Here is a 23,035-nt window from a genome sequence, read left to right as displayed (position 1 = left end):
TGCCGCCATGACCGACCTTTCCTTTTCCGCCAAGTTCCAACCAGAAGCGCCCCTGCTGGACCGACTGGTCCGCGATGCGGCGCTGTCGCCTGATACCCGTGCGCGGATCAGCGACCGCGCGGCTAACCTGATCCGCCGCATCCGCGCCGAGTCCAAGCCCACGATGATGGAGCTGATGCTGGCCGAATACGGCCTGTCCACCCGCGAGGGCGTGGCCCTGATGTGCCTGGCCGAGGCGATGCTGCGCGTGCCCGACCGTGCCACCATCGATGCGCTGATCGAGGACAAGATCGCCCCCTCCGATTGGGGCCGCCACCTGGGCGACAGCTCTTCCAGCCTGGTCAACGCTTCGACCTGGGCGCTGATGCTGACGGGGCGGGTGCTCGACGACAGCAAGCCCGGTCTGGCCGGCACCCTGCGCGGCGCGGTACGCCGCCTTGGAGAGCCGGTGATCCGCACCGCCGTCACCCGCGCGATGCGCGAGATGGGACGCCAGTTCGTCCTGGGCCAGACCATCGACGCCGCGTTGGACCGGGCGAAGGGTCAGGAGGCCAAGGGATACACCTATAGCTATGACATGCTGGGCGAGGCGGCGATGACCGCCCGCGACGCCGACCGCTATGCCGACGAATACCGCAAGGCCATCGCGGCCATCGCCGGCGCTTGCACGCATGGTTCCGTCGCCCGGAACCCCGGCATCTCGATCAAGCTGTCGGCGCTGCACCCCCGCTATGAGGTCGCGCAGGAGGATCGGGTGATGGCCGAACTGGTCCCCGTGGTCCGCGATCTGGCCCGCCGGGCGCGCGCGGCGAACATGGGCCTGAACATCGACGCCGAGGAGCAGGACCGCCTGGCCCTGTCGCTGCAGGTGATCGAGGCCGTCCTGCCGGACCCCGATCTGGCCGGATGGGACGGGTTCGGCGTGGTCGTGCAGGCCTATGGCAAGCGGGCGGGGCCGATGATCGATGCGCTGCACGCGCTGGCGGTCCGCCACGACCGCCGCATCATGCTGCGCCTAGTCAAGGGTGCCTATTGGGACACCGAAATGAAGCGCGCCCAGGTCGAAGGGCATCCTGATTTCCCGCTGTTCACCTCCAAGACCGCGACGGATGTCAGCTATGTCGCGCTGGCGAAGAGGCTGTTGGGCATGACCGACCGCATCTATCCGCAATTCGCCACGCACAACGCGCACAGCGTCGCGGCCATCCTGGAACTGGCGGGCAATGCGCCCTTCGAATTCCAGCGCCTGCACGGGATGGGAGAGCGGCTGCACGACATCGTCCTGCGCGATCATCGCACCGCCTGCCGCATCTATGCCCCGGTCGGCGCGCATCAGGACCTGCTGGCCTATCTGGTGCGCCGCCTGCTGGAGAACGGCGCGAACAGCAGCTTCGTGAACCAGATCGTCGATCTGGACGTGGCGCCCGAACAGATCGCCCGCGATCCGTTTGACGCGCTGGCGACGGCCCAGGCCCCCGCGACCCTGCTGGCGCCCCATGCGATCTATGGCGCGGGCCGCGTGAACGCGCAGGGCTTTGACCTGGCCGCCCGCGACCAGCTGGACCGGATCTTTGCCGCCCGTGACGGGTCCATCGCCGATGCCGGCCCCTTGACCGCGCAGGCGGCGACCGGACAGGCCAGCCCGGTGCTGAACCCCGCCACCGGCGACATCCTGGCAACCGTCACCGAGGCGGACGAGGCCACGGTGACCCGCGCCATCGATGCGGCCCGCCCCTGGGCGGCCCCTGCCTCGGAACGGGCCGCGACCCTGCGCCGCGCCGCGGACCTGTTCGAGGCTGATTTCGGCCCGATCTTCGGCATCCTGGCCCGCGAGGCGGGCAAGACCCTGAACGACGCCGTGGCCGAACTGCGCGAGGCGGTGGATTTCCTGCGCTATTACGCCCAGCAGGGCGAGGGCCGCACGGATGCCCCGCGCGGGATCATCGCTGCGATCAGCCCCTGGAACTTTCCGTTGGCGATCTTCACCGGACAGGTCGCGGCGGCACTGATGGCGGGGAACCCGGTGCTGGCCAAGCCGGCCGAACAGACCCCGCTGATCGCCGCCCTTGCCGTGCGCCTGATGCACCGCGCGGGCGTTCCCGCCGACGCGCTGCAGCTGCTGCCGGGCGACGGCGCGACGGTCGGTGCGGCGCTGACCCGCGATCCGCGCATCAAGGGCGTCGTCTTTACCGGCGGCACCGATACGGCGCGGCTGATCGCCGCCAGCATGGCGGACCACATGGCCCCCGGCACGCCGCTGATCGCGGAGACGGGTGGTCTGAACGCGATGATCGTGGACAGCACGGCCCTGCCCGAACAGGCGGTGCGCGACATCATCGCCTCCAGCTTCCGGTCGGCGGGCCAGCGCTGTTCGGCGCTGCGCTGCCTCTATGTGCAGGAGGACGTGGCCCCGCACCTGATCGCGATGATCCAGGGGGCGATGGACCAGCTGCGCGTGGGCGACCCGTGGGATCTGTCCACCGATGTCGGCCCGGTCATCGACGCCGAGGCGCAGGCCGGGATCCAGGCGTATCTGGACCAGAACCGCGACCGGATCCTGCACCAGATCGCGGCGCCCGCCACGGGGCATTTCGTGCCGCCCACGCTGATCCGCATCGACGGCATCCAGGCGCTGGAGCGCGAGATCTTCGGCCCCGTCCTGCATGTCGCGACCTTCAAGGCGCGTGACCTGGACCGGGTCGTGGCGGCGATCAACGCGACGGGGTACGGGCTGACCTTCGGGCTGCATTCGCGCATCGACAGCCGGGTGCAGGAGGTCACGCAGGCGGTCCATGCGGGCAACCTGTACGTCAACCGCAACCAGGTCGGCGCAACCGTCGGCAGCCAGCCGTTTGGCGGAGAGGGCCTGTCGGGCACCGGACCCAAGGCCGGCGGCCCGCAGTACCTGACGCGGCTGTTCGCGCCCGCAGCCCCCGCCGCCGCGGCGACGGACTGGACCGGGGCCGACAGCACCGACCGGCTGGCTGCGGCGCTGATCCGTCCCGCCCCTGGCGCCGCGCCCACCGACCGGCTGATGCCCGGCCCGACCGGAGAGCTGAACCGCCTGACCACCCTGCCCCGCGGCCCCGTCCTGTGCCTGGGCCCCTGCGCCCCTGCCGCGGCGGCGCAGGCACGTGCCGTGACCGATGCCGGCGGTCAGGCAATTGTCGCAGAGGGCGATGTCGATCCGCAGGCGCTGCGCGACCTGCCCGATGTGACTGCGGTGCTGTGGTGGGGTGACGCGGCGACGGGGCGGGCGATGGCCCGGGCCCTGGCCGCGCGGCCAGGTCCGCTGGTGCCACTGATCACGGCGGTGCCGGACCGCGCCCACGTCATGCATGAACGCCACCTGTGCGTCGACACCACCGCCGCGGGGGGGAACGCCGCGCTGCTGGCGGGCTGAGGGCGCGCCCTGCGTTGACATCGCCGGCGGATCGGGCCGACATGGCGCGCATGAACGACAGCCGTCCACGCGTGATCCTGCATCCCGGTCCGCCCAAGACCGGGACGTCCACCCTGCAGGCGTGGTGCCATCTGAACCGCGGGGTGCTGGCGGCGCAGGGCATCGTCTATGCCTCGGTCGACACGCCCCGCGACCCCAAGCATCAATGGCTGGTCCAGGGGCTGAAGCGCGGCGACCTGTCGCGGCTTGCGGCCGAGACCGGCTCCCTGCGTGATGGACGCGCCCACACGCTGATCCTGTCCTGCGAGGGGGTGATGACCAATCGGGCGCTGATACCCGACAGCGCCTGGCAGCAGGTCCGAGAGGTGCTGACGGGTTTCGACACGACCCTGTTCCTGGTCGGGCGCGATCTGGACGGGTGGCTGCGGTCGTTGTGGAAACAGGCGCTGATCAACCCGGTGCCACCGGGCAGGCCGCTGAGCCTGCCCGATTTTCCGGTCTTCTGCCGCATGCCCGCCATCCGCGTGATGATGGACCTTGGCCATATGGCCGATCTGATCGCGGACAGGACCGGGGCCTCGGCGCGGGTGCTGACTCGGCTGGACGCGGACTTCATCGGCGTGTTCGCAGGGCTGCTTGGCCTGTCCCCCGACGCGCCCCTGCAGGACGCCCTGCGGATCAACGAATCCCTGCCCCCGGATTTCATCGCCGTCTATGCCCGCCTGGCGCGTCACGTCGATCAGGTTGGGCCCCTGCGGCTGGCGACCCTTGCGGCGTTCCACGCGATGCGCCCGACGGGCAACCTGATGGTCGCGACAGTGGCGCGACAATTCGCCCGCGTGTCCGCGCAGGACCGCGACCGGGCCGTGGCAAGCCTGTGTCAGGCCGTCAATGCCGTGACGTTCGACGACCCGGACCACCGCGACCTGGCATCGCAGCTTGCGTCCCAAGCCGCCATGTTGCGAAACATTCTATTGCAGGACCCGCCACCAGCCCCTAGGTGACAGGGACGAAGGACCGCGGAAGGGCATCAGACCCGGTGGTTTGGCCGGACTTCAAATCCGGTTGGGGCAGCGAGCCTGTCCCGGGTGGGTTCGACTCCCATTCCCTTCCGCCAGCCTTCCCCGCCCCTACCGCGCCGCGATGGCCAGCCCGTCGGCCACGGCCGTGAACACGTCCCGTGCCGAATGATCTGCATCGGGAAAGGCCGCGCGCATCGTGTCGCTTACGACCGTCATCAGGCTTGACCCCCCGACATAGATCACCCGGTCGACCTGTGCGGGGGTCAGCTGTGCGCGGTGCAGCGTCTCGACGGCGCCCTCGTGCAGCTGGCTGGCGTGGCGCGACAGGCTGTCGGCCAACGCCTGCCCGGCCAGCGGCGCGGACAGGCCGCGTTCGACCTCGTCCAGCAGGATGGCCGCGTCGTCGGCACCGTCATTGGCGGCGATCTTGCCGCGTTCGACGGCAAAGGCCAGATCGTGGCCCAGATCGTCCTCCAGCACGCGCGACAGGCGGGCCATGGCGTCGGGCTGTTCGGCCAGCCGGACCATTTCGGCGACCATGCGGCGGTTCTGGGGGGTATTCACGAAGGGGATCTTCTCCCACGTGGCAAGGTCGTTGTAGATGGCGTTCGGTACGGGCGACGTCCCCGGCCCCATCGCCTTGCGAAGGACCGATCCCCTGCCCAGCAGCGGCATCACGTGATCCAGGCTGACCGCGCGGTCGAAATCGGTGCCGCCGATCCGCACGCCGTGGCTGGCCAGGATCCGTACCCCCGCCCCCTGCCCCTGGAACAGCGAGAAATCCGACGTGCCGCCGCCCACGTCCACGATCAGGCCCGTGGCGCCGGGCCGCGCGGCACCGGCGGCGATGGCCGCGGCCTCGGGCTCGGGCATGAAGTCCACGTCGCGAAAGCCCGCAGCCAGATAGCATTGGCGCAGATCGTCCTCGGCCTGCGCCTCGCGCGGGTCGCCATCGCCATGAAAGACGACGGGCCGGCCCGACAGCGCGCGGTCGAAGGTCTGCCCGGTCTCGGCCTCAGCCCGCGTCTTGATGCCGTTCAGAAAGCGCGCGATCAGGTCGACAAAGGTCACCCTCTCGTTCAGGATCATCCGCTTTTCATGCATCAGCGATGTGCCCAGGACGCGCTTCAGCGCCCGCATGAAGCGGCCCTCGTGCCCGTCCAGCAGGGCGCGGTTCGCGGGCTGGCCCATCAGGGTGGTGCGGCTGTCAGCGTCCAGGAAAAAGGTCGTGGGCATGGTCGTCTGCCCCGGTTCCAGCCGGATCAGGCGCGGCGTCCCGTCCGGTGCATGTCCTGCTGCCGAGTTCGAGGTGCCGAAGTCGATGCCCAGGCCCTTGCCACGCGGTGCCATATCGGATGCCCTGCCCTGTGTCTGCGAAGGGCGCGTGCCTAGGCGGAGGGCCGGGCCAAGTCAAGCGGGGGCACGCTAACCGGACATTAGCATTTGTGCGCTAGCGTCGGCTCCTGGTCCCTGTCCCGGAGATTTCGATGTCCTTCGTCCCGCGCCTGTCCCTGCGCCAAAAGATCACCCTGACCAGCCTTGGCCTGATGACGGCCCTGGCGCTTGTGCTGGTCACCGTGCTCAGCATGGCGCAACGCCAAAGCCTTCTGGAAAACGCCCAAAGCGCGCAACGGGTGACGCTGCGCGTCCTGTCCTATGATCTTGCCGTGGACCACGACGGCTTCTCCGCGACGACCAGGCCGGACGGCACCCTGGGCGACGTCGTCTGGCCGCAGATCCCCGATTTCGACGATCACACCATGATCGACGATGTCGGTGGCCAGACCGGCGAGACGGCGACCATCTTCCGGCTTGACCCCGAACTGGGTCAGTTCATGCGCGTGACGACGAACGTCAAGCGCCCGGACGGCACCCGCGCGGTCGGCACGCCGCTGGACCCGACGGGCCCGGTTCATGCCGCCATGCTGGAGGGGCGGACCTATTCCGGCACGACCACGATCCTGGATCATCCCTATCTGACGCTGTATGTCCCGGTCCGCGATCAACAGGGTCAGGTGAACGGCGTCCTTTATGCCGGCGTGGCGATGGACGGGATCGAGGCGGTACTGTGGCGCAACCTGACCACCGCCGTGGCCCTGACGGCCGCCGCGCTGCTGCTGGCCTTTGCGCTGAACCAGGTGATGACGCGTCGTGCCCTGCGGCCCTTGGCGGCCGTCGACGCCGCGATGCAGCATGTCGCCCGCCAGAACTACGACCGGCCGATCCCCGGCACGGCGATGCGCGACGAGATCGGCTCGATAGCCCGCAATCTGGAACAGTTTCGCGACGGCCTGGCCCAGGCACAGGAGGCCCGCCACGCCGCCGCCGCCCTGCGCGAGGCCGGCGCCGCCGAGGCGCAGGCGCAGTCCCGCAAGCAGGCGCGCATCGTGACCGACATCTCGACCGGGTTGGAGCGGCTGGCGGCGGGCGACCTGACCGCGCAGATCGCAAGCCCCGCGCATGATCCCTTTCCCCATGAATACGAGGCGCTGCGCGCCAGCTTCAACAAGGTCGTGTCCGATCTGGGCAGCACGATGGGCCGCATCGTCGAGGTCGCCCGCCAGGTGCGCACGGGCTCGGACGAGATCACCTCTGCCGCCCAGGATCTGGCGGGTCGCGCAGAGACGCAGGCCGCCACGCTGGAGGAATCGGCGGCGGCGCTGACCGAACTGACCGCCAGCGTGCACTCCACCGCCGATCTGGCCCGCACGGCCGAGAGCGTGTCCCGCACCAACCGCTCGATCGCGGAGGAGGGCCGCTGCATCGTCGGAGAGGCGATCCAGGCCATGGAAAAGATCGAGACATCCTCGGAGCAGATCAACCGCATTATCACCGTCATCGACGATATCGCGTTCCAGACGAACCTGCTGGCGCTGAACGCCGGGGTCGAGGCCGCCCGTGCTGGAGAGGCGGGTCGCGGTTTCGCCGTGGTCGCATCCGAGGTGCGCGGGCTAGCGCAGCGTGCGTCGGAATCCGCGCGTGAGATCAAGGGGCTTATCTCGGATTCGTCGCAGCACGTTCGGTCAGGATCCTCGCTGGTCAGCCGCACCGGGGGCAGCCTCGAGCAGATCCTGTCCAAGGCCCGCGAGGTGTCGGATCAGGTCGCAGCCATCGCCCTGGCAGCCAGCGACCAGTCCACTGCATTGTCCGAGATCAACTCGGGCGTCAACCATTTGGACCAAGTGACCCAGCAGAACGCCGCCGTGGCCGAGGAAACGAATGCCGCTGCAGCGTCGCTGCAGCATCAGGCAGGCGTACTGGCCTCAGCCCTGACCAGCTTCACCTTCCAGCCGGCCTCGACATGGGGCACACGGGATGATCCGTTTCACACCAGCGACGATCCGTTCGTCCAAGTCGCCCCGCCGCGCCATAGGGTCGGATCGCCCAAGACAGTCACTGCACGCATGATGGAATTCTGAGCGCACCATAGCCAGGTGGCCGCTGGAATGCAGACAAACATAAGCCGCTGCCGATTGTTCGGCAGCGGCTTTCGCGTAACTCTCAATAAAGTGACGACAGTGCTGCAAGGGCATCCATAAGACTGTAATTGTAAGTTTCGATACCCGTGAAAGATGCACAACATGCTAGCGATGCACCGACAAGCGGCATGGTCCAACTGATTTTGCAGAGCGGGCGTCAGCAGGCCCGCTGGTCTTCGGCAGTTCCGGCAAGGTCCAAACCCCGCGCCGTCGGGGGCTGCCAGGTCGGGGACGATTCGACGGCGCCCTGAATGTTGGTGCCCAGCTGTGATCCGCCTGTTCCACCGCTCCAGCCGGTGGTTCCGGTGTTTTCCGCGGCTGTGCTGTCCTCGGATGCGTCAGGCTGGGTTGCCGGTTCGGCGACACCGGCATCGGCCGCGCATTCCGGTGCCTCGGACACGCGCTCGGTCGGTGCGGCCTGCGCCCATGCCGCACTCCCTGACAGACCGCCGATGGGGACTGCCAGCGCCAGAGCGGCCGCAGTCAGCGTCAGTCGTGCGAACGGGATGATCATCGGGTGGCCTCGCCTGAATTGTTCACCGCAAAACGCGGCCGGCGTGCGCCGGTTCCGCGCATCATCACCACTGCTGTCGATCCGGTGACGAAACCGTGTCCGATCCGGTCTCCAACCCTTTGTCAGCCATGATGCGGCGATGGGACGTCACGGGGCCCATAGGCGGCGGCGACCTTTCTGTGCTATCGCCGCCTGAAATGAACTGAGGGGGCGCAGAGTCGCTGATTATGGGTACACCGAACGCAAGCACGCCGCGCCAGGCCAAGGAATGGGTGCAGGTCCTCGCCAAGTATCGCGAGCCGTCGACCCGCCGCAGCGTGTGGGAGTTGATGGCCACGATCGTTCCGTTCCTGGCGCTCTGGGCGCTGGCCTGGGCGGCGCTGTCGGTCAGCTATTGGCTGGCCGTGCCGATCGCGCTGGTGAACGGGCTGTTCCTGGTCCGCATCTTCTGCATCCAGCATGATTGCGGCCACGCGTCGTTCTTTCGCAATCGCAAGGTCCAGGACTGGATCGGGCGGGGTCTGGGCGTGCTGACGCTGACGCCCTATGACGTCTGGCGCCGGACCCATTCGCTGCACCACGCCCAGCACGGGAACCTGGACGAACGCGGTATCGGCGACGTGATGACCCTGACGGTGGGCGAGTATCGCAGCCGCGGCAGGTTCGGACGGCTGATGTACCGGCTTTATCGCCACCCCCTGGTGCTGTTCGTGCTGGGGCCAAGCTATCTGTTCCTGCTGCAGAATCGTCTGCCGCTTGGGCTGATGCGGGCGGGATGGCGGTTCTGGGCATCGGCCCTGGGTACCAATCTGGCGCTGGCGCTGATCCTGGGCACGATGATCTGGTTTGCGGGGCCGATGCCCGTCCTGCTAATCTTTCTGCCCACGACCATCGTCGCGGGGACCGTCGGCGTATGGCTGTTCTATGTCCAGCATCAGTTCGAGGAAACACACTGGGCCAATGGGGACGAATGGCAATTGCACGATGCGGCGCTGGCCGGATCGTCGCATTACATCCTGCCCCAGCCCCTGCGCTGGCTGTCCGCCAATATCGGGGTGCATCATGTCCACCACCTGTACAGCCGCATCCCGTTCTATCGCCTGCCGGAAATCCTGCGCGACCATGACGAACTGGCATCGGCACAGCGGTTGACCCTGCGCGAAAGCCTGCGGTCGGTGAACCTGCACCTGTGGGACGAAAATCGTCGTCGCCTGGTGTCCTTCCGTGAGGCGCGCAGCCTTTACGGCGCGCCGACGGCCGGCTGAGGCCGGCAGCGTTCAGCTGACCAGCGCGGCCTGTCCGACGGTGTGCAGCTGAACAAGCTGGCGCAGCCGGGGGCCGCGCACGAAGGTGCGGGCCTCGGCCGGGTGGGCCTGATCGGCAAACAATTCGGGAAAGATCTGCTGCAGTTCGGACAGGGCCGCAGACCCCATCGCGCGCAGGGCCTGGGGGCCGGGATACAAAGATTCCGTCTGTGCGCCGTTGGAATCGACCACCTGGTGGGCGTCGAACATCAGATGGCAATAGGTCACCTGCGATACGGACATGTCCACCGCGATGCCCGGAACATCGGTCAGCTGGCAAGCCGGTGCCAGGATCTCCTCGGTCCCGAACAGGGTCCGCGCGACCGATGACCGGATCATGATGCGGTGCTGGCGCGACACGGACAGGGGCGCCGACGGCTGGTTTAGGCCAAGCGCCCCGGCCGCAATGCGGATCGGACGAAGCTTGGGGTTCGCCGCCAGATCCACGCCATCGAAACGGCGCCTGCCGATCCACCGCAGGGGCTGATATCCGTGATCGCGCGTCCAGATCAGGTCACCGGGCTGCAGGCTGTCGACCGGGCGCGGCCCGTCCGCGGTCAGGATCAACGTGTCCGAAGCAAAGCACATGATCTCCATGTCGTGGATGTCAGGCGCGAACGAGATCTTGGCGACATAGACCTCCTTGGGCAGGGGGTCCGCCTCGATGATCTCGACCGAATGCAGCGACTTGACGTCAGACCATGCCGCGACGCTGTCCTTGGCGGGGCGGAAGAACATGTCCCCGTTGCGCATCTGGATCAGCACGCCGTCCTGGGTGCTGGTGGTGTTGTCCGGAAAGGTCAGCTTGTACTGAACCTTGAGGAAGCCGGTGATCTGGCTGGTACTTTGCCCCCCATCGGTGGGCGAACCATAGGCGAACTTGCTGGCACCGTCAGGATGCTGGCTGTAGCTTGTGGCATAAGCCTCGGCCGGGCCCTGGGCGGTATTGATCGCGCGCAGCTGTCCGTCCAACTCGACCGGCTTGATCTGATTCTGGCCGACAACCTTGTAGCCCTTCATCCCGTCCGCCTCGGTCCCGGTCGCGGGCGTTCCTGGCGTGGTGTTGATCTGCTGGTGGTTGCCAATCCACATCCAGGTCACGGCGTTCGTCATCTGAGCCTCCATCATGGAGCCTCAGCAATAGCCGCACCAATTCATCGCGCCAGTTTATCTTGCGTACAAGTTTAATCGCAGTCCGCGCCGCCGACGGGCGCCGCATCGTTCAGGTTGGATCGCCCCGGACAATTGCGGTATCGAAGGGAACGGCTGACAAGAAGGGACAATGCGAACACGCTGAGCATGCCGCAACCGACGTAGCCCCACAGGATCGACGACAGCCATCCGAACCCCAGCACGAGGAACAGGATGGTTGAGACGATGCCAATGACTGCAGAGGTTGCGATAATACCGACCAGCAAAATGCCCCGACCCTTTCAAAATGATCCTAACAACTATAGCACCGATCGGTTCATTTGCGAAACAAGATCGACAGAATGGCGTCTTTCGGGCACCATTCATGCGAGTGTAAGACGCAAGTAATTAAACTTTAAGGCGAATAATATGAACGGTGACGACATGGACCCGACGCTGCCCCCCGACCGGATCGGCTATGTCATCAACACCTATCCCCGTCCGTCCCAGACCTTCATCCGCAGGGAGATTCGGGCCCTCGAGGCGGCCGGTCTGACCGTCGCGCGGTTCGCCATGCGGCGAGACGATCAACCCGTGCTGTCTGCCGAGGATCAGACCGAGGCCGACCGGACCGAATACGTGCTGGACCGGGGTGCGTTGACCTTGGGCATGGCGCTGATCCGTGCGGTGATCCGCCATCCGCGCAGCCTGCTTCGGGCACTGTCGGCAGGGCGGCGGGGCGGGCCCGGGCGCGGCCCGCTGCGCCAGGTGATCTATCTGGCAGAGGCCGCCATCCTGGCCGATCGCAGCCGGCAGCTGGGCCTGACGCATCTGCATGCCCATTTCGGAACAAACTCGGCCGATGTGGTCCGCTATGTGCGGATGCTGGGCGGGCCGGGCTACAGCGTGACCTTTCACGGCCCCGAGGAGTTCGATGGCCCGCACACGCTGCTGCTGCGTGACAAGGTGGCCGAAGCGCGTTTCGCGGTGGCAGTCAGCGCCTTCGGACGCAGCCAGCTGGCGCGATGGGCGCCCTTCGATGCCTGGGACCGCATCAAGGTGGTGCATTGCGGCATCGACCCCGCCCTGTTCGCGGCGCCGGTTCCCCTGCCGCCGGGACCGGACGCGCACGATCCGCTGCGCGTGGTCTGCATCGGCCGCTTCGCCGAGCAGAAGGGCCAGGTCCTGCTGATCGAGGCGATGGCGCGCTGCACCGCGCCGGTGCACCTGACGCTGGTTGGTGACGGCCCGCTGCGGGCCGAGATCCAGCGGGCGATCAGGGCGCACGGGCTGGACACGCGCGTCACGCTGGCCGGCTGGCTGGACGAGACCGGCGTGCGCGACGCGCTGTCTGCGGCGCATGTCATGGCCATGCCCAGCTTTGCCGAAGGCCTGCCCGTGGCCCTGATGGAGGCGATGGCGGCGGGCCGCCCCTGCATCGCCACCCTGATTGCTGGCATCCCCGAACTGATGGTCGACGGCCAGACCGGCTGGCTTATCCCGGCCGGGTCCGAAGACGACCTGGCCAAGGCGCTGGACACCGCCGCCCGGACCCCACGAGACCAGCTGGAACGGATGGGCGCCGCCGCCCGTACCCGTGCGCTGACGCGCCATGACATCGCAACAGAGGCCGGCAAGCTGGCCGCACTGTTCGCGGACAGTCGGAACCGGTAAGGTCGCGGGCAGGTTCATCTATGTAAAATCGCGATCAATCGGCTATGCGGCAACTCTTTCTTTGCGATAGCGTGATTGGACGGGTATCGCTGGTTTCATCTTATTTGGTCGGAACGGATTAGGAATATGCTGCACGGACCGTCTGTCAGCACGGATGATCGAAAGATCGTCCGCGATCTGCCCGCCGCCACCGACAGCCAGGCGGCCTTTCTGGCGGGCAGCGATCAGGCAGATCCGAACCGCGCCCATATCGAACAGATCGTTCTGGACGCTCCGTCCGACATTTTGGCGCCCGGCCCCCTGCTGGCCGCGTGGCAGCAGTTGGCAGACCGTCACGAGACGCTGCGGACCGTCCTGGTCACCGACGATACCGGCATCCTGCGCCTGGACGTGCTGGACCACGCGCCGGTGCATATGGACAGTGCCGATTTGTCGGACGGGATGGTGGACCGTTTTCTGGCCGATGACCGCGCGGCCGGCGTGGACCCCACCGAACGGCCCGGATGGCGGGTCACGATGGCCGATCTGGGTGGGGGGCAGGCCCGGATGGTCTGGACCATCCACCACGCCCTGATCGACGGGACCAGCATCGCGTTGATTCTGACCGAACTGTGGCGGATCCTGTCCGGCGATCCGCTGATGGCACCCGGCATCGGCTTCGTCCAGGCGATCCGGGAGCGCCAGCTGGACGAGCCGCAGGCCCGCGCCGCCTTTGCCGCCACGTTGTCCGATGAAACCGTCGCGTCGGCCTTTCCCGCGGCCCCGGCGAAAACGCATGGCCCGATGCACCAGACCGACCTGACTCTGTCGATGGACGCGTGCGACGCCATCCGCCGTCTGGCGCATGCGGCGCAGGTGACCACGCTGACGGTGGTGCAGGCGGCTTGGTCGATGCTGCTGATGCGCTGGACCGGGCGGTCCGGCGCGGCCTTCGGTCTGGTGGAATCAGGTCGTGGTCGCAATGATCGGGTCGCGGGCTGTCTGGTCACGACGGTGCCGTTCCAGGTGCGGATGGACGACATCGGAACCTTCGGCGAGCTGCTGGCGCGCCTGCGGGCGCAGACGCTGCAGTTGCGGCCGCATTCCCATGCGCGACAGACGCTGATCCGGCAGTGGTCCGGTCGGCAGGGCCGTGCGGCGCTTTACGATACCGTCCTGATGTATCAGCGCGGCACGCTTGCCGCGCGGCTTGCGGCGGACGGCTGCGGCTGGACCGGCGTCCGCCTGATCGAGGAGGGCACGGCGCTGATGTCGCTGTCGGTCCATGACGAAGGCGCGTTGTGGCTGTCGCTGGAGCATGACACCGCCCGGTTGCCCGACGAGGTGGCGACCCGCATCCTGCACCAGATGGCCAGCCTGCTGCAGGCGATGGGTCGGGCCGACACTGACACGCCGCTGTCCGATCTGACGATGCTGGATGCAGAGGAGCAGCGACACCTGCACGCCTTGGGGCGCCCAGACCGGCCCGTCCCGGATGTGCTGCCCGACCTGGCATCGGCCTTCGAGGCGACGGTCGCGCGTCACGGCGACCGGACCGCCGTAACCGAGGCGCAGACGGGTCATTCCGTCGATTTCCGCACCTTGGACCAGCAGGCCAATGCCCTTGCGGCGCGGCTTGTCGGATGCGGCATCGGTCCGCAGGATGTCGTGGCCATCGCCCTGCCCCGATCCGTGCGCCAGATCGCCGCGATGCTGGCCACGCTCAAGGCTGGCGCCGGCTTTCTGCTGCTGGATCTGGATCAGTCCCACGACTATCTGTCCGGCCTGATCCGCCAGGCCCGTGCCAAGGCCATCGTGGTCCAGCAGGACATGCCACTGTCGACCGCCGCACCGAACGTGGTGATGGCCGACGATGCCTGCCAAGCCCACGCCCCGCCGCGACCACCCCTGGATGCGGACAGCTTGGCCTATGTCACCTTCACCTCCGGCTCCACCGGAACGCCCAAGGCGGTTCGGGGGCTGAACGCGGCACTCAGCGCGCATGCCCATGCGATGGTCGACGCCTATGCGCTGACCGAACAGGATGCTGTCCTGCAATTCGCGACGCCCAGTTTCGACGTCGCACTGGAGGAGGTCTGGCCGACCCTGCTGTCCGGCGCGCATGTCGTGTTGCGCGACGCCACGCCGCTCGGCTCGATCCAGGGTCTGCTGGATCTGGTCCGGCGGCATGGGCTGACGGTTCTGAACCTGCCCGCCAGCTATTGGCAACAGATGGTCGCGGACCTGCGCGATCATCCGCGGCCCATACCAGACAGCCTGCGCCTGCTGGTGACGGGCAGCGAACGCGTGCCGCCCGCAGCCTTCCGCGAATGGCAGCGCCTGGCCCCTGGCGTCCGGTTCGTCAACGCCTATGGCCCGGCCGAAGCCACGGTGACCAGTACCCTGTGGCAGGGATCGTCCCTGTCCGCCGGGTCCGAGGTTCCGATCGGTCGTCCCGCTGGCCATGCCCGCGTCGTGCTGCGGGCGCCGGACGGTACGCCCACGCCTGTGGGTGGCGAGGGAGAGATCGTGATCGGCGGTCAGGCCGTCAGCGGCGGCTATCTGGACGATCCTGATTCGACCGCACGGGCGTTCATGGCAGACGCCGAAGGCCGGCTGTATCGCAGCGGCGATCTGGGCCGCTGGTCGGCGGATGGGCAGCTGATGTTCCTGGGGCGCGAGGATCGGCAGGTCAAGCTGCGCGGCCAGCGGATCGAACTGGGCCAGATCGAAAGCGCCCTGGCGGCACGACCCGGCGTCCTGCAGCTGTTCGTGGACCTGGACAAGGGACCGCCGGCACGCCTGCTGGGCTGGGTCGTCATCGAGGATGGCACCGACATCGACCAGGTCGCGCGCGATCTGCGCGACCAGCTGCCTGCCTATATGGTGCCACGGCTGATTGCGGTCGATGATCTGCCGGTCACCGCGAACGGCAAGATCGCGCGGGACCTGCTGCCCCGTCCCGCCGCCGCCGGGCCCGTGGCCGGACCCGGCCATGCCGAACCGCAGGTCCTGTCCGTGGCCGCCTGCATGGCCAATGTGCTGGAACTGGCCCATGTCGGACCGGATGACGACTTCTACGACCTTGGCGGCGATTCCCTTCTGGCGTTGCGCCTGATCAGCCTTGTGCGAAGCCGCACCGGACTGCGCCTGCACACGGCCGATGTCATGCAGGCCCCCACGCCCGAAGGGCTGGTCCGCCTGCACCGCACGACCCCGGATCGGCCCCGCTATCTGATCCCGACCCAGCCCCTGGGACATAACGTTCCGATCATCGGCGTCCATGTTCTGGGCCGCAAGCAGGCACTGTTCCGGCCCCTGTCGGACGCGCTTGGTCCCGACTATCCGGTGCTTGGCCTGACGGTCGGCGTTCCCGAAGGCGGACTGGACATCCGCGTCGAAGCCGTTGCCCGTACCTATCTGGAGGAGCTGGACCGGCACCTGCCGGGGCAGCCGGTCTGCCTGGTCGCGGTGTCGATGGCGTCGTATTTCGCGCTGGAACTGGCGCAGCAGTTGCGCCGCGCGGGGCGCGAGGTGCCCCTGCTGGTGGTGCTGGACGCCGCGGGCCCCGGCGGACGGCCCTCGGTCCGAGGCTGGGCCAAGCTGCGGGCGCATCTGGGCCAGCTGCGCCGCCACGGCCTGCGCCATATCGTCGAAACGCTGGACAACCGCCGACCCCACGAACAGCCCGAGGTGCGCGACCTGCTGCCGACCGACGGCGAAGGTCCGACCGTCGACATGGCCCAGCTGATCGAGGCGAACGTGCAGGCCGTGATCCATTACAACCCCCAGCCCTATGATCGGCCCATCGCGATCTTCCGCGCCGATGCCAGCTTCTGGGATTCCCCGGAGGGTAAACGTCAGGGGTTGGGCTGGGCGCAGATTGCGGCGGGCGGGTGGACCCTTCACGACCTGCCGGGAACGCATCTGTCGATCCTTGAGCCGGGCAATGTCGAGGTGCTTGCCGACCATCTGCGCAGACTTCTGCCGCCGACGCCGACCGCCACCCCCGTGAAGGAGCCATGATGCAATTCGCAATCGGCGACGACCGCGTCGCCCTGACCGTGCCGGACCGCCAAGCGCTGCTGTCGATCGTCGAAACCCGGCTGGCGGCCCGTCAGGGTTTTGCCTTGGCGACGATGAATGTCGATCATCTGGAAAAGCTGCGCAGCGACGCCGATTTCCGCACGGCCTATGCGCAGCATGACCTGATCGTGGCGGACGGCAACCCGGTCGTCTGGCTGGCGCGGCTTGGCGGACAGCGGGTGTCGCTGGTGCCAGGATCGGACCTGGTGCAGCCATTGTGCGCGCTGGCTGCCCGCCTGGACCGCGGCGTGGCCATTCTGGCCGGCACCGAGGAGGGCGGACAGGATGCTGCCCGCCGCCTGATCGCCGCACATCCCGGACTGACCGTCAGCCTCGTCGCTGCTCCCGGCTTTCCTTTCGATCCCCACGGTGCCGAGGCCGACGCCCTGCTTGACCGCCTGAACGCCAGCGGCGCCTCTCTGTGCCTGCTGGCCCTTGGCGCCCCGCGCCAGGAGATCCTGGCCGCGCGCGGGCGCAGGATCTGCCCGCAGGTGGGCTTTGCCTCGGTCGGGGCGGGCATCGATTTCGTCACGGGCAAGCAGCGCCGCGCCCCGCGGTTGTTTCGGGCGGCCCGCATGGAATGGCTGTGGCGCGCCGCGCTGAGCCCCAAGCGGTTGGGACCGCGCTATGTCCGCGGCGCGCTGATCCTGCCGGGACATGCCCTGCGCGCCCTGCGTGAAAGACCCCGGCAGTCATGACCGGCATGCTGGTCATGGTGCCCTCGGTCCACGTGATGATGCGTGACGGGCAGATGTGGATGGACGACAAGTTCGTGGCGGGCCTGCACCTGTTTGCGCGCGAATGGGGCGGCCCGACCCGTGTCGTGCTGCGACAGGGATCTGCGAAACTGCCCTTTGCCAGCCCGGTGACGGCCGCGGACCTGCCCGGAGAGCTGCGCCTGATCGCCCAGGATGCGCCCATCTCAGCCGAGGATCTGCGCGGCGCGCAGGTGGTGCTGGGCACGGCCGACGACCATCGGCAGCTGGATCTGGCCCGCCTGTGCGGCGCGGTTGGGGCGCGGCTGGTCTATGCGATCGAATACCCGCTGCAGACCCGCCTGGCCGTCGCGCGGCTGGACCTGGCGCGCCGCCCGTTGCGGCTGGCCCGGTCGGTACAGTGGCTTCTGACGCAGGAGTTGCGGCTGCGCCGTGCGCTGCGGTCAGCGGACGGGGTGCAGGCCAACGGTTATCCAGCGATGGCGGCCTATGGGGGGCTGAACGACGACACATGCCTCTATCTGGACAATCGGTCAGAGCGGGAGACCATGGCCACGGCTTCAGAAATGCAGGCCCGCGCGGGGTGGAACGGGCCGCTGCGGATCGTCCATGCCGGCCGGTTGATCGCGATGAAGGGCACGCAGGACCTGATCCCCACCGCCATCGCGCTGCGCGAGCAGGGCGTGGATTTCCGCATGGACATCTTTGGCGCCGGCGACATGCGGCAGGCGATCGCGGACGACGTGGCGCGGCATGATCTGGGCGGGACGGTTCATCTGCATCAGCCGGTCGATTTCGCCACCGGCCTGGTGCCGTGGATGCGCCGGAACGCAGATCTGTTCTTGGCCCCGCACAGGCAGTCCGACCCCTCGTGCAGCTATCTGGAGGCGATGGGCTGCGGTGTGCCCGTTCTGGGCACGAACAACCGGATGTGGTCTGAACTGGCGCGCCAATCCGGCGGCGGTTGGGTCATGCCGATGGGACAGCCCAGGAAGGCCGCCGACATCATCGCGGAGCTGAACCGGGCGGCGATCGCCAAGGCCTCGGCCCACGCGTTGGAGTTTGCGCAGGCCCATGACTTCCACAGCGAGTTCAGGCGCCGCATGGATCACTTGCACCGCGTGGCGGCAAAACCTGCCTAGACCAGCAGAACCGCGGCCAAGATCAGCCCGACCGCGCCGAAGATCAGATCATGCAGACCATCCCATGCCCCGTGCTTGCGGGCGATGCGCACCAGCATCGGATAGGCCAGAATCGCCGCCAGCGCCTGCCCCGCCAAGGCGCCCGGAATGCCCGCCTGGATGCCACCAAGGGTGAACAGGCTGAGAAACAGCACAGCGCGCACCAGCGTGACCCAGAAGAACCCGCGGGAGTCCCCTCCGGCCAAGGCGGCCTGGTCGTAGCTGAGACCGATCAACGACGGAATGCTGGCCAGCGCGATCAGCGTCACCAGCGGCCCCGCACTGGCATAGCGCGGATCATAGAGCAGCACGACGAGATGTTCCCCGAATGTCGCCAGCAGCGCCAGCAGCAGCATGAAGCTGCCCGTCAGCGCGGCGCGCACGATGCGCACGCGACGCATGTGCCCGGCACTGGGATCCTCGAACGCGGTACGATAAAGCGGGATCATCACGCGGGATATCACCGTCGTTCCCAGCATCAGCGGAAAGCTGGCCAAAAAGAACGCGATGTTGTAGATGCCCAGCTGCGTCAGCGTCAGCAGGCGCGCCAGGACTGCCTTGTCGCCCTGAGAGATCACGAAGCCCACCACGGTCGACGGCATGATCCATTTGCCGAAACGCACCAGTTCGGCAACACAATCCGGGTCCCACCGGAACCGGTTTGCCGGGCCCGGCATCCAGTAGCTGACCATCAGCACCTTGACCACCGACCCCAGGATCAGCCCGATCACCAGCGCCCAGGCCGATTCCAGCATGGCGGCCAGCCCGATGGTGATGATCGTGGTCACCGCCGCGGTCGCGAGTTCCACGATGGTCAGGCGACCCATCTGGAGATGACGGTTCGCGGTCTCGATCTTCGTGGGCAGCAGGCCATAGATCATCGCGGTGGTTCCCGCGACGGGCAGGAACCAGACCAGTTCGGGCACCCCGTAGAAGGACGCCGCCGGCACCGCCAGGATGCAGCAGCCCAGCCACAGGATCACCCCGCGGATGGCCTGCATGGTAAAGGCCGTGTCCAGGAAGGTTCGGTCGTCGCCCCTACGGCTTTGCAGGATGGCCGGGGTGATGCCCACGTCCGAAAAGTTGTTCAGGCCCTGGATGATGACCATGATCAGGGTCATCAGGCCGAACACCTCGGGGAACAGGAGACGGGTCAATACCAGGTTCGAGGCCAGGCGGATCGCCTGGATGCCCCCGAAGCTGATCATCGTCAGGGCCGAGCCGCGGAAGGCCCGTTGGGCAAGCCCCTGCCCCGTGAATAGCGATCCGATCATTGCGCGCATGGTCGTCAGTGCCGCCCGGTCTGCATGATGTCCCAGATCCTGTCGGCCGTGTCCTCATACGCGGCGGCAAAGTCGGGATCGATCGTGTCGGGCAGCGCCAGTCCCGACGGCGGCCGGGCGCCATAGAGGTCGGCATAGGTGATCATCGCCGCCAGCAGATAGATCGTCTCAGTCCCGTGGGGGGACAGGTCGGAAAACAGCGCATCGGGGGCGATGGCCGACAGCGGCGCCTCGGACAGCAGGCGTGCCATCACGCGACCGACCGGCAGCAGGCTGATGTCGGCATCAGGACGCACCCCCGCAAGCCGTGCGACATAGTCGTCGTACCAGCGGGCATAGCCGTTCTGCGCGTGGCGGTAATACCGCTGCATCTCGGCCGGTTCGGGCGGGAAATCATCGGCAAAGGGATGCAGGTCGGCCCACCCTTCGTAGATCAGGATGCGCGGCGCGTCGGTGTTCTGCACGACCCAGTCCAGGACGGTGACTGTTGCGCCATAAGGGGACTGGCGGTCGGGGTTGTCGCCCGGATAGCGCTTGTCCGCACGGCCGTATTGAATGAAATTCTCGGGGTTCAGGATGATCGTGTCGAACCGCGCCGAGGCAAAGGGCTGATCCGGATTCCAGGCGGGGGTGACCGCATCGAACGACCAGTTCGGAACCGGCGGCAGTTCCGCCGCGAATTCGCGCGGAAAGCCGAAGCGTCCGTCCAGCGCCAGATCGCGCCCGTCGTGCCGGGCCATCACGGCCAGCCAATGGGGGACGGTCGTCTCGTCCGTGTCGGTCAGGTGATGGATCAGGCTGTTGCCGAAGACGAACACGCGGGCGCTGTCATGTTCGGGCACGGGTTCGGCTGTAACAGGCGAGGGCACGGACAGGCCAAGGGCGGCAAGGGCGGAATACAGGATGTGCTTCATGTCGTCTCTTTCAGGCTGGTCGGTTCCGGGGCCAGGACGATTGGTCTGGCGGCGGGTTTCAGCAACAGCAGATCCAGGACACGGCGCCGCAGCGATCGGCCCGGCAGGATCTGGCGATCCCCCAGGACGGTCGCGCCGTGCAGGGCCGGATCATCGTTCAACGCCAACGCCGCGCCCAGGGCTGCGACCAGATCGGGGCCATGTTCGGGATCAAGGTCAGGCACCCACTCGGTCACGATGATGCCGGGCAGACGGCCGCCGACCTCGACCGACAGGGTCCGGGTCAGGATGTCTGCCCCGGCCTGCGCGACAGCGAACCCCAGGTTGCCGGGCAACGGGGGACGCGGCACCGGGCGGGCAATGTTGATGATGCGGCCGCGCCCATGCGCGACCATGCCGGGCAGGAACGCGGCCGTCACGTTGATGCGCCCGCACAGGATCACCTGCACCTGATGGCACACATCCTCGGCCCGGGCGGACAGGAAATCCTGGCGGCGATGAATCGCCGCGGCATGGATCAGAATGGTGACCGGACCAACTTCGCCCTCGATCCTCTGCGCCAGGTCGCGCATGGCCTGGGCGTCGGTGACGTCGCCCTGCAGCGTCTGGAACAGCCCCTCGGCCGGGCGCGGGTGGCGGGATACGCCCCGCACCGTTATCCCATGCGCCGCCAGGTGACGCGCAATGGCGTGGCCCAGATCCGTGCTGCTGCCGGTGATGACGGCGACCCCGCTCATGGCGCGGCCTTCAGCCGCCGGGCCATCGCATCGGCCACCCGCAAGGCGTTCGCCACGATGGTCATGCCCGGGTTCACCCCGGTCGAACTGGGCATGAAGCTGGCATCGGCGACGAACAGGTTGTCCAGGTCATGCGCCTTGCAGTCGCGGTCCAGGACGCCTTGGCGTGGATCGTCCGAAAAGCGAAGGGTGCCGCAGGGATGCGCGATGTTCAGTTCGGGCGCATGGCTGAGCCACAGGGATCGGACCCCGCGCAGGCGCCGCTTGAGCAGTTTGCGGAACCGCAGGCGGCGGGCCAGAAGCTCTCCGGACATGCGGTATTCGTAGATGATCGTGTCGGGCCGCGCGGGGTCGTGCCGGACGCGGTTGTCCTCGTCCGGCAGGTCCTCGATGATCCCGGCGAAGACGCGGGCATCTCCCAGAAGCTTGGCCGCGGTCAGCGCGGGCAGGCGCAGCAGCTCATGACCGATGCGCAGGTGTCTGAAGGGCGAGGCCTGATAGCGCTGGCGCAGCACGTAGAGGATGTTTCCGTAATCGGCGGGCAGGCCCAGGGACTGGAACAGCCCCATCCGATCGGGCCCGTCCCGGTACAGGTCACGCAGCGAAAAGGTCTTGAGCGGTCCGGGCGAGCTGACGGGCGCGTTACGCGGGGGCCAGATGGCGATGCGTTCGTTGATGTGGAACATCAGGCCCCGACCCACCAGGCCGCTGGCATTGCCGCAGCCGTCGGGCCAGTAATCGGTGCTGGAGGCCAACAGCAGGCGCGGCGACGACAGGCTGCCTCCGGCAAGCACGAAGGCCCGCGCTGACAGCAGATGCTCGACTCCGTCGCGGCGCACGCGCAGATGCGTGACCGTCCCGGCATCACCTTGCAGCGACAGGGCATCAGTGCCGTCCAACACCGCGGCGCGCCCCGTGGCAAGGGCGGGCAGGACGCCCGCCGACCGACCGTCCATCTTGCAGTCGCGGGGGCACTTGCGGCCGATGCACTCGCGACACCCCTCCAGCTGGCGGATGCCAAGGTGCGCGCGATAGGGGTGCAGCCCTGCCCTCTTCAGCGCCTGGCCCAAGGCTTCGTCCCGCGCGGCCAGCGGGCGCGGGGCCGCCAGGGGCGCTGCCGGTTCGCCCAACGGGTCCTGGCTGCCGTTGACGGCCATCACGTCGCGCGCACGGTCGTACCAAGGCGCGAATTCATCATAGCCCACCGGCCAGCCGCCCGTCGGATGCGGCAGGTCGGGGACGGATTCCATGTCGTGGCGTTCGGGCTGTTCCATGGCTGCGGCATAGAAGACCGAGGTGCCGCCGACGCCCACACCCTGCGCGCCCCAGCCAACCGACGTGGCACCGTCCACCGTCGATTCCACCGGCACCGGCCAGCAGCCGAACATCTGCCGCGCGAACGGGTCGTCATAGCCGCATTCCTGGCCGTTCTCGGCCAGGCGGGGGCCGGTGGACCCCTTTTCGACGAACAGCACCGAAAGGCCCGCCTCGGCCAAGGCACGACCGCAGAGGCCACCGCCCAGGCCGGCGCCGACGATGATCACGTCCCAGGATCTGTTCAGGAGTTCGTCCACGTGCCCTCGATTGTCAGGGGTTTGAATGGCCGGGGGCC

16 protein-coding genes and 1 tRNA gene are annotated in these 23,035 nt (G+C 67.8%); 9 read left to right on the top strand and 8 right to left on the bottom strand.

From position 1 onward, the window contains the following. Window positions 1-7 precede the first annotated feature (7 nt). From putA to LZ686_RS14330, 3 genes are all read left to right on the top strand, one after another. Window positions 8-3,403, top strand: coding sequence for a bifunctional proline dehydrogenase/L-glutamate gamma-semialdehyde dehydrogenase PutA (gene putA / locus LZ686_RS14340; protein WP_349548237.1), 3,396 nt, complete (start codon window positions 8-10; stop codon window positions 3,401-3,403). A 41-nt stretch (window positions 3,404-3,444) separates the two neighbouring features. Beyond that, window positions 3,445-4,407 (top strand): hypothetical protein, encoded by a 963-nt coding sequence (locus LZ686_RS14335; RefSeq protein WP_349548236.1) that lies wholly within the window; start codon window positions 3,445-3,447, stop codon window positions 4,405-4,407. Window positions 4,408-4,424: 17 nt separating this feature from the next. Next, a tRNA-Sec gene (locus tag LZ686_RS14330) sits at window positions 4,425-4,520 on the top strand. A gap of 13 nt (window positions 4,521-4,533) precedes the next feature. Here the strand turns inward: LZ686_RS14330 and LZ686_RS14325 are convergent. Next, window positions 4,534-5,775, bottom strand: a complete 1,242-nt coding sequence (locus LZ686_RS14325; protein ID WP_349548235.1) for an Hsp70 family protein — start codon at window positions 5,773-5,775, stop codon at window positions 4,534-4,536. 137 nt (window positions 5,776-5,912) lie between these two features. Here LZ686_RS14325 and LZ686_RS14320 point away from each other — a divergent pair, with 137 nt between their 5' ends. Then, the gene (locus LZ686_RS14320) at window positions 5,913-7,844 is read left to right on the top strand and encodes a methyl-accepting chemotaxis protein (RefSeq protein ID WP_349548234.1); all 1,932 of its coding nucleotides are present in this window, start codon (window positions 5,913-5,915) and stop codon (window positions 7,842-7,844) included. A gap of 217 nt (window positions 7,845-8,061) precedes the next feature. Here the strand turns inward: LZ686_RS14320 and LZ686_RS14315 are convergent, their stop codons facing one another. Further along, entirely contained in the window at window positions 8,062-8,418 is a 357-nt protein-coding gene (locus LZ686_RS14315) for a hypothetical protein (RefSeq protein ID WP_349548233.1), read from the bottom strand. A gap of 227 nt (window positions 8,419-8,645) precedes the next feature. Here LZ686_RS14315 and LZ686_RS14310 point away from each other — a divergent pair, with 227 nt between their 5' ends. Next, the gene (locus tag LZ686_RS14310) at window positions 8,646-9,683 is read left to right on the top strand and encodes a fatty acid desaturase (protein WP_045999764.1); all 1,038 of its coding nucleotides are present in this window, start codon (window positions 8,646-8,648) and stop codon (window positions 9,681-9,683) included. 12 nt (window positions 9,684-9,695) lie between these two features. Here the strand turns inward: LZ686_RS14310 and LZ686_RS14305 are convergent, their stop codons facing one another. Beyond that, the gene (locus LZ686_RS14305; RefSeq protein ID WP_349548232.1) at window positions 9,696-10,835 is read right to left on the bottom strand and encodes a Hint domain-containing protein; all 1,140 of its coding nucleotides are present in this window, start codon (window positions 10,833-10,835) and stop codon (window positions 9,696-9,698) included. A gap of 71 nt (window positions 10,836-10,906) precedes the next feature. Continuing rightward, the gene (locus tag LZ686_RS14300) at window positions 10,907-11,140 is read right to left on the bottom strand and encodes a hypothetical protein (protein WP_045982075.1); all 234 of its coding nucleotides are present in this window, start codon (window positions 11,138-11,140) and stop codon (window positions 10,907-10,909) included. 142 nt (window positions 11,141-11,282) lie between these two features. On the opposite strand from LZ686_RS14300, the gene LZ686_RS14295 reads away from it, so the two are divergent. The 4 genes from LZ686_RS14295 (at window position 11,283) to LZ686_RS14280 (ending at window position 18,450) form a co-directional block, all read left to right on the top strand. After that, on the top strand, window positions 11,283-12,527 hold the full coding sequence (locus LZ686_RS14295) for a glycosyltransferase family 4 protein (protein ID WP_349548231.1): 1,245 nt from the start codon (window positions 11,283-11,285) through the stop codon (window positions 12,525-12,527). Between the two features lie 126 nt (window positions 12,528-12,653). Further along, window positions 12,654-16,532 (top strand): non-ribosomal peptide synthetase, encoded by a 3,879-nt coding sequence (locus tag LZ686_RS14290; protein WP_349548230.1) that lies wholly within the window; start codon window positions 12,654-12,656, stop codon window positions 16,530-16,532. Further along, window positions 16,529-17,290, top strand: coding sequence for a WecB/TagA/CpsF family glycosyltransferase (locus tag LZ686_RS14285; RefSeq protein ID WP_349548229.1), 762 nt, complete (start codon window positions 16,529-16,531; stop codon window positions 17,288-17,290). Before LZ686_RS14290 ends, LZ686_RS14285 begins: the two co-directional genes overlap by 4 nt. Then, window positions 17,287-18,450, top strand: coding sequence for a glycosyltransferase (locus tag LZ686_RS14280; RefSeq protein ID WP_349548228.1), 1,164 nt, complete (start codon window positions 17,287-17,289; stop codon window positions 18,448-18,450). The genes LZ686_RS14285 and LZ686_RS14280 overlap by 4 nt, the downstream gene beginning before the upstream one ends. On the opposite strand, the gene LZ686_RS14275 is transcribed toward LZ686_RS14280, so the two are convergent. Genes LZ686_RS14275 through LZ686_RS14260 form a run of 4 tightly spaced genes read right to left on the bottom strand, consistent with a single transcriptional unit; the run spans window position 18,447 to window position 22,997 of the window. Then, on the bottom strand, window positions 18,447-19,772 hold the full coding sequence (locus LZ686_RS14275) for an oligosaccharide flippase family protein (RefSeq protein WP_349548227.1): 1,326 nt from the start codon (window positions 19,770-19,772) through the stop codon (window positions 18,447-18,449). The two genes, LZ686_RS14280 and LZ686_RS14275, sit on opposite strands and share 4 nt — an antisense overlap. Window positions 19,773-19,777: 5 nt before the next feature. Next, the gene (locus tag LZ686_RS14270; protein WP_349548226.1) at window positions 19,778-20,686 is read right to left on the bottom strand and encodes a hypothetical protein; all 909 of its coding nucleotides are present in this window, start codon (window positions 20,684-20,686) and stop codon (window positions 19,778-19,780) included. Then, a complete protein-coding gene (locus LZ686_RS14265; protein ID WP_349548225.1) occupies window positions 20,683-21,423 on the bottom strand; it encodes an SDR family NAD(P)-dependent oxidoreductase in 741 nt (246 codons plus the stop codon). Before LZ686_RS14265 ends, LZ686_RS14270 begins: the two co-directional genes overlap by 4 nt. Next, window positions 21,420-22,997, bottom strand: coding sequence for a GMC oxidoreductase (locus tag LZ686_RS14260; protein ID WP_349548224.1), 1,578 nt, complete (start codon window positions 22,995-22,997; stop codon window positions 21,420-21,422). Before LZ686_RS14260 ends, LZ686_RS14265 begins: the two co-directional genes overlap by 4 nt. Window positions 22,998-23,035 lie beyond the last annotated feature (38 nt).

The sequence above is a fragment of the Paracoccus sp. NFXS7 genome (assembly GCF_040148865.1).
GTDB lineage: Bacteria > Pseudomonadota > Alphaproteobacteria > Rhodobacterales > Rhodobacteraceae > Paracoccus > Paracoccus marcusii.
The sequence above is the reverse complement of the archived record's forward strand: the minus strand, read 5'-3'. Positions and strand labels throughout refer to the sequence as shown.

Bases quoted from the DNA above. Each gene is read 5' to 3' on its own strand.
- putA (WP_349548237.1), top strand. From the start codon at position 8: ATGACCGACCTTTCCTTTTCCGCCAAGTTCCAACCAGAAGCGCCCCTG.
- LZ686_RS14335 (WP_349548236.1), top strand. From the start codon at position 3,445: ATGGCGCGCATGAACGACAGCCGTCCACGCGTGATCCTGCATCCCGGT.
- LZ686_RS14325 (WP_349548235.1), bottom strand. From the start codon at position 5,775: ATGGCACCGCGTGGCAAGGGCCTGGGCATCGACTTCGGCACCTCGAAC.
- LZ686_RS14320 (WP_349548234.1), top strand. From the start codon at position 5,913: ATGTCCTTCGTCCCGCGCCTGTCCCTGCGCCAAAAGATCACCCTGACC.
- LZ686_RS14315 (WP_349548233.1), bottom strand. From the start codon at position 8,418: ATGATCATCCCGTTCGCACGACTGACGCTGACTGCGGCCGCTCTGGCG.
- LZ686_RS14310 (WP_045999764.1), top strand. From the start codon at position 8,646: ATGGGTACACCGAACGCAAGCACGCCGCGCCAGGCCAAGGAATGGGTG.
- LZ686_RS14305 (WP_349548232.1), bottom strand. From the start codon at position 10,835: ATGACGAACGCCGTGACCTGGATGTGGATTGGCAACCACCAGCAGATC.
- LZ686_RS14295 (WP_349548231.1), top strand. From the start codon at position 11,283: ATGAACGGTGACGACATGGACCCGACGCTGCCCCCCGACCGGATCGGC.
- LZ686_RS14290 (WP_349548230.1), top strand. From the start codon at position 12,654: ATGCTGCACGGACCGTCTGTCAGCACGGATGATCGAAAGATCGTCCGC.
- LZ686_RS14285 (WP_349548229.1), top strand. From the start codon at position 16,529: ATGATGCAATTCGCAATCGGCGACGACCGCGTCGCCCTGACCGTGCCG.
- LZ686_RS14280 (WP_349548228.1), top strand. From the start codon at position 17,287: ATGACCGGCATGCTGGTCATGGTGCCCTCGGTCCACGTGATGATGCGT.
- LZ686_RS14275 (WP_349548227.1), bottom strand. From the start codon at position 19,772: ATGCGCGCAATGATCGGATCGCTATTCACGGGGCAGGGGCTTGCCCAA.
- LZ686_RS14270 (WP_349548226.1), bottom strand. From the start codon at position 20,686: ATGAAGCACATCCTGTATTCCGCCCTTGCCGCCCTTGGCCTGTCCGTG.
- LZ686_RS14265 (WP_349548225.1), bottom strand. From the start codon at position 21,423: ATGAGCGGGGTCGCCGTCATCACCGGCAGCAGCACGGATCTGGGCCAC.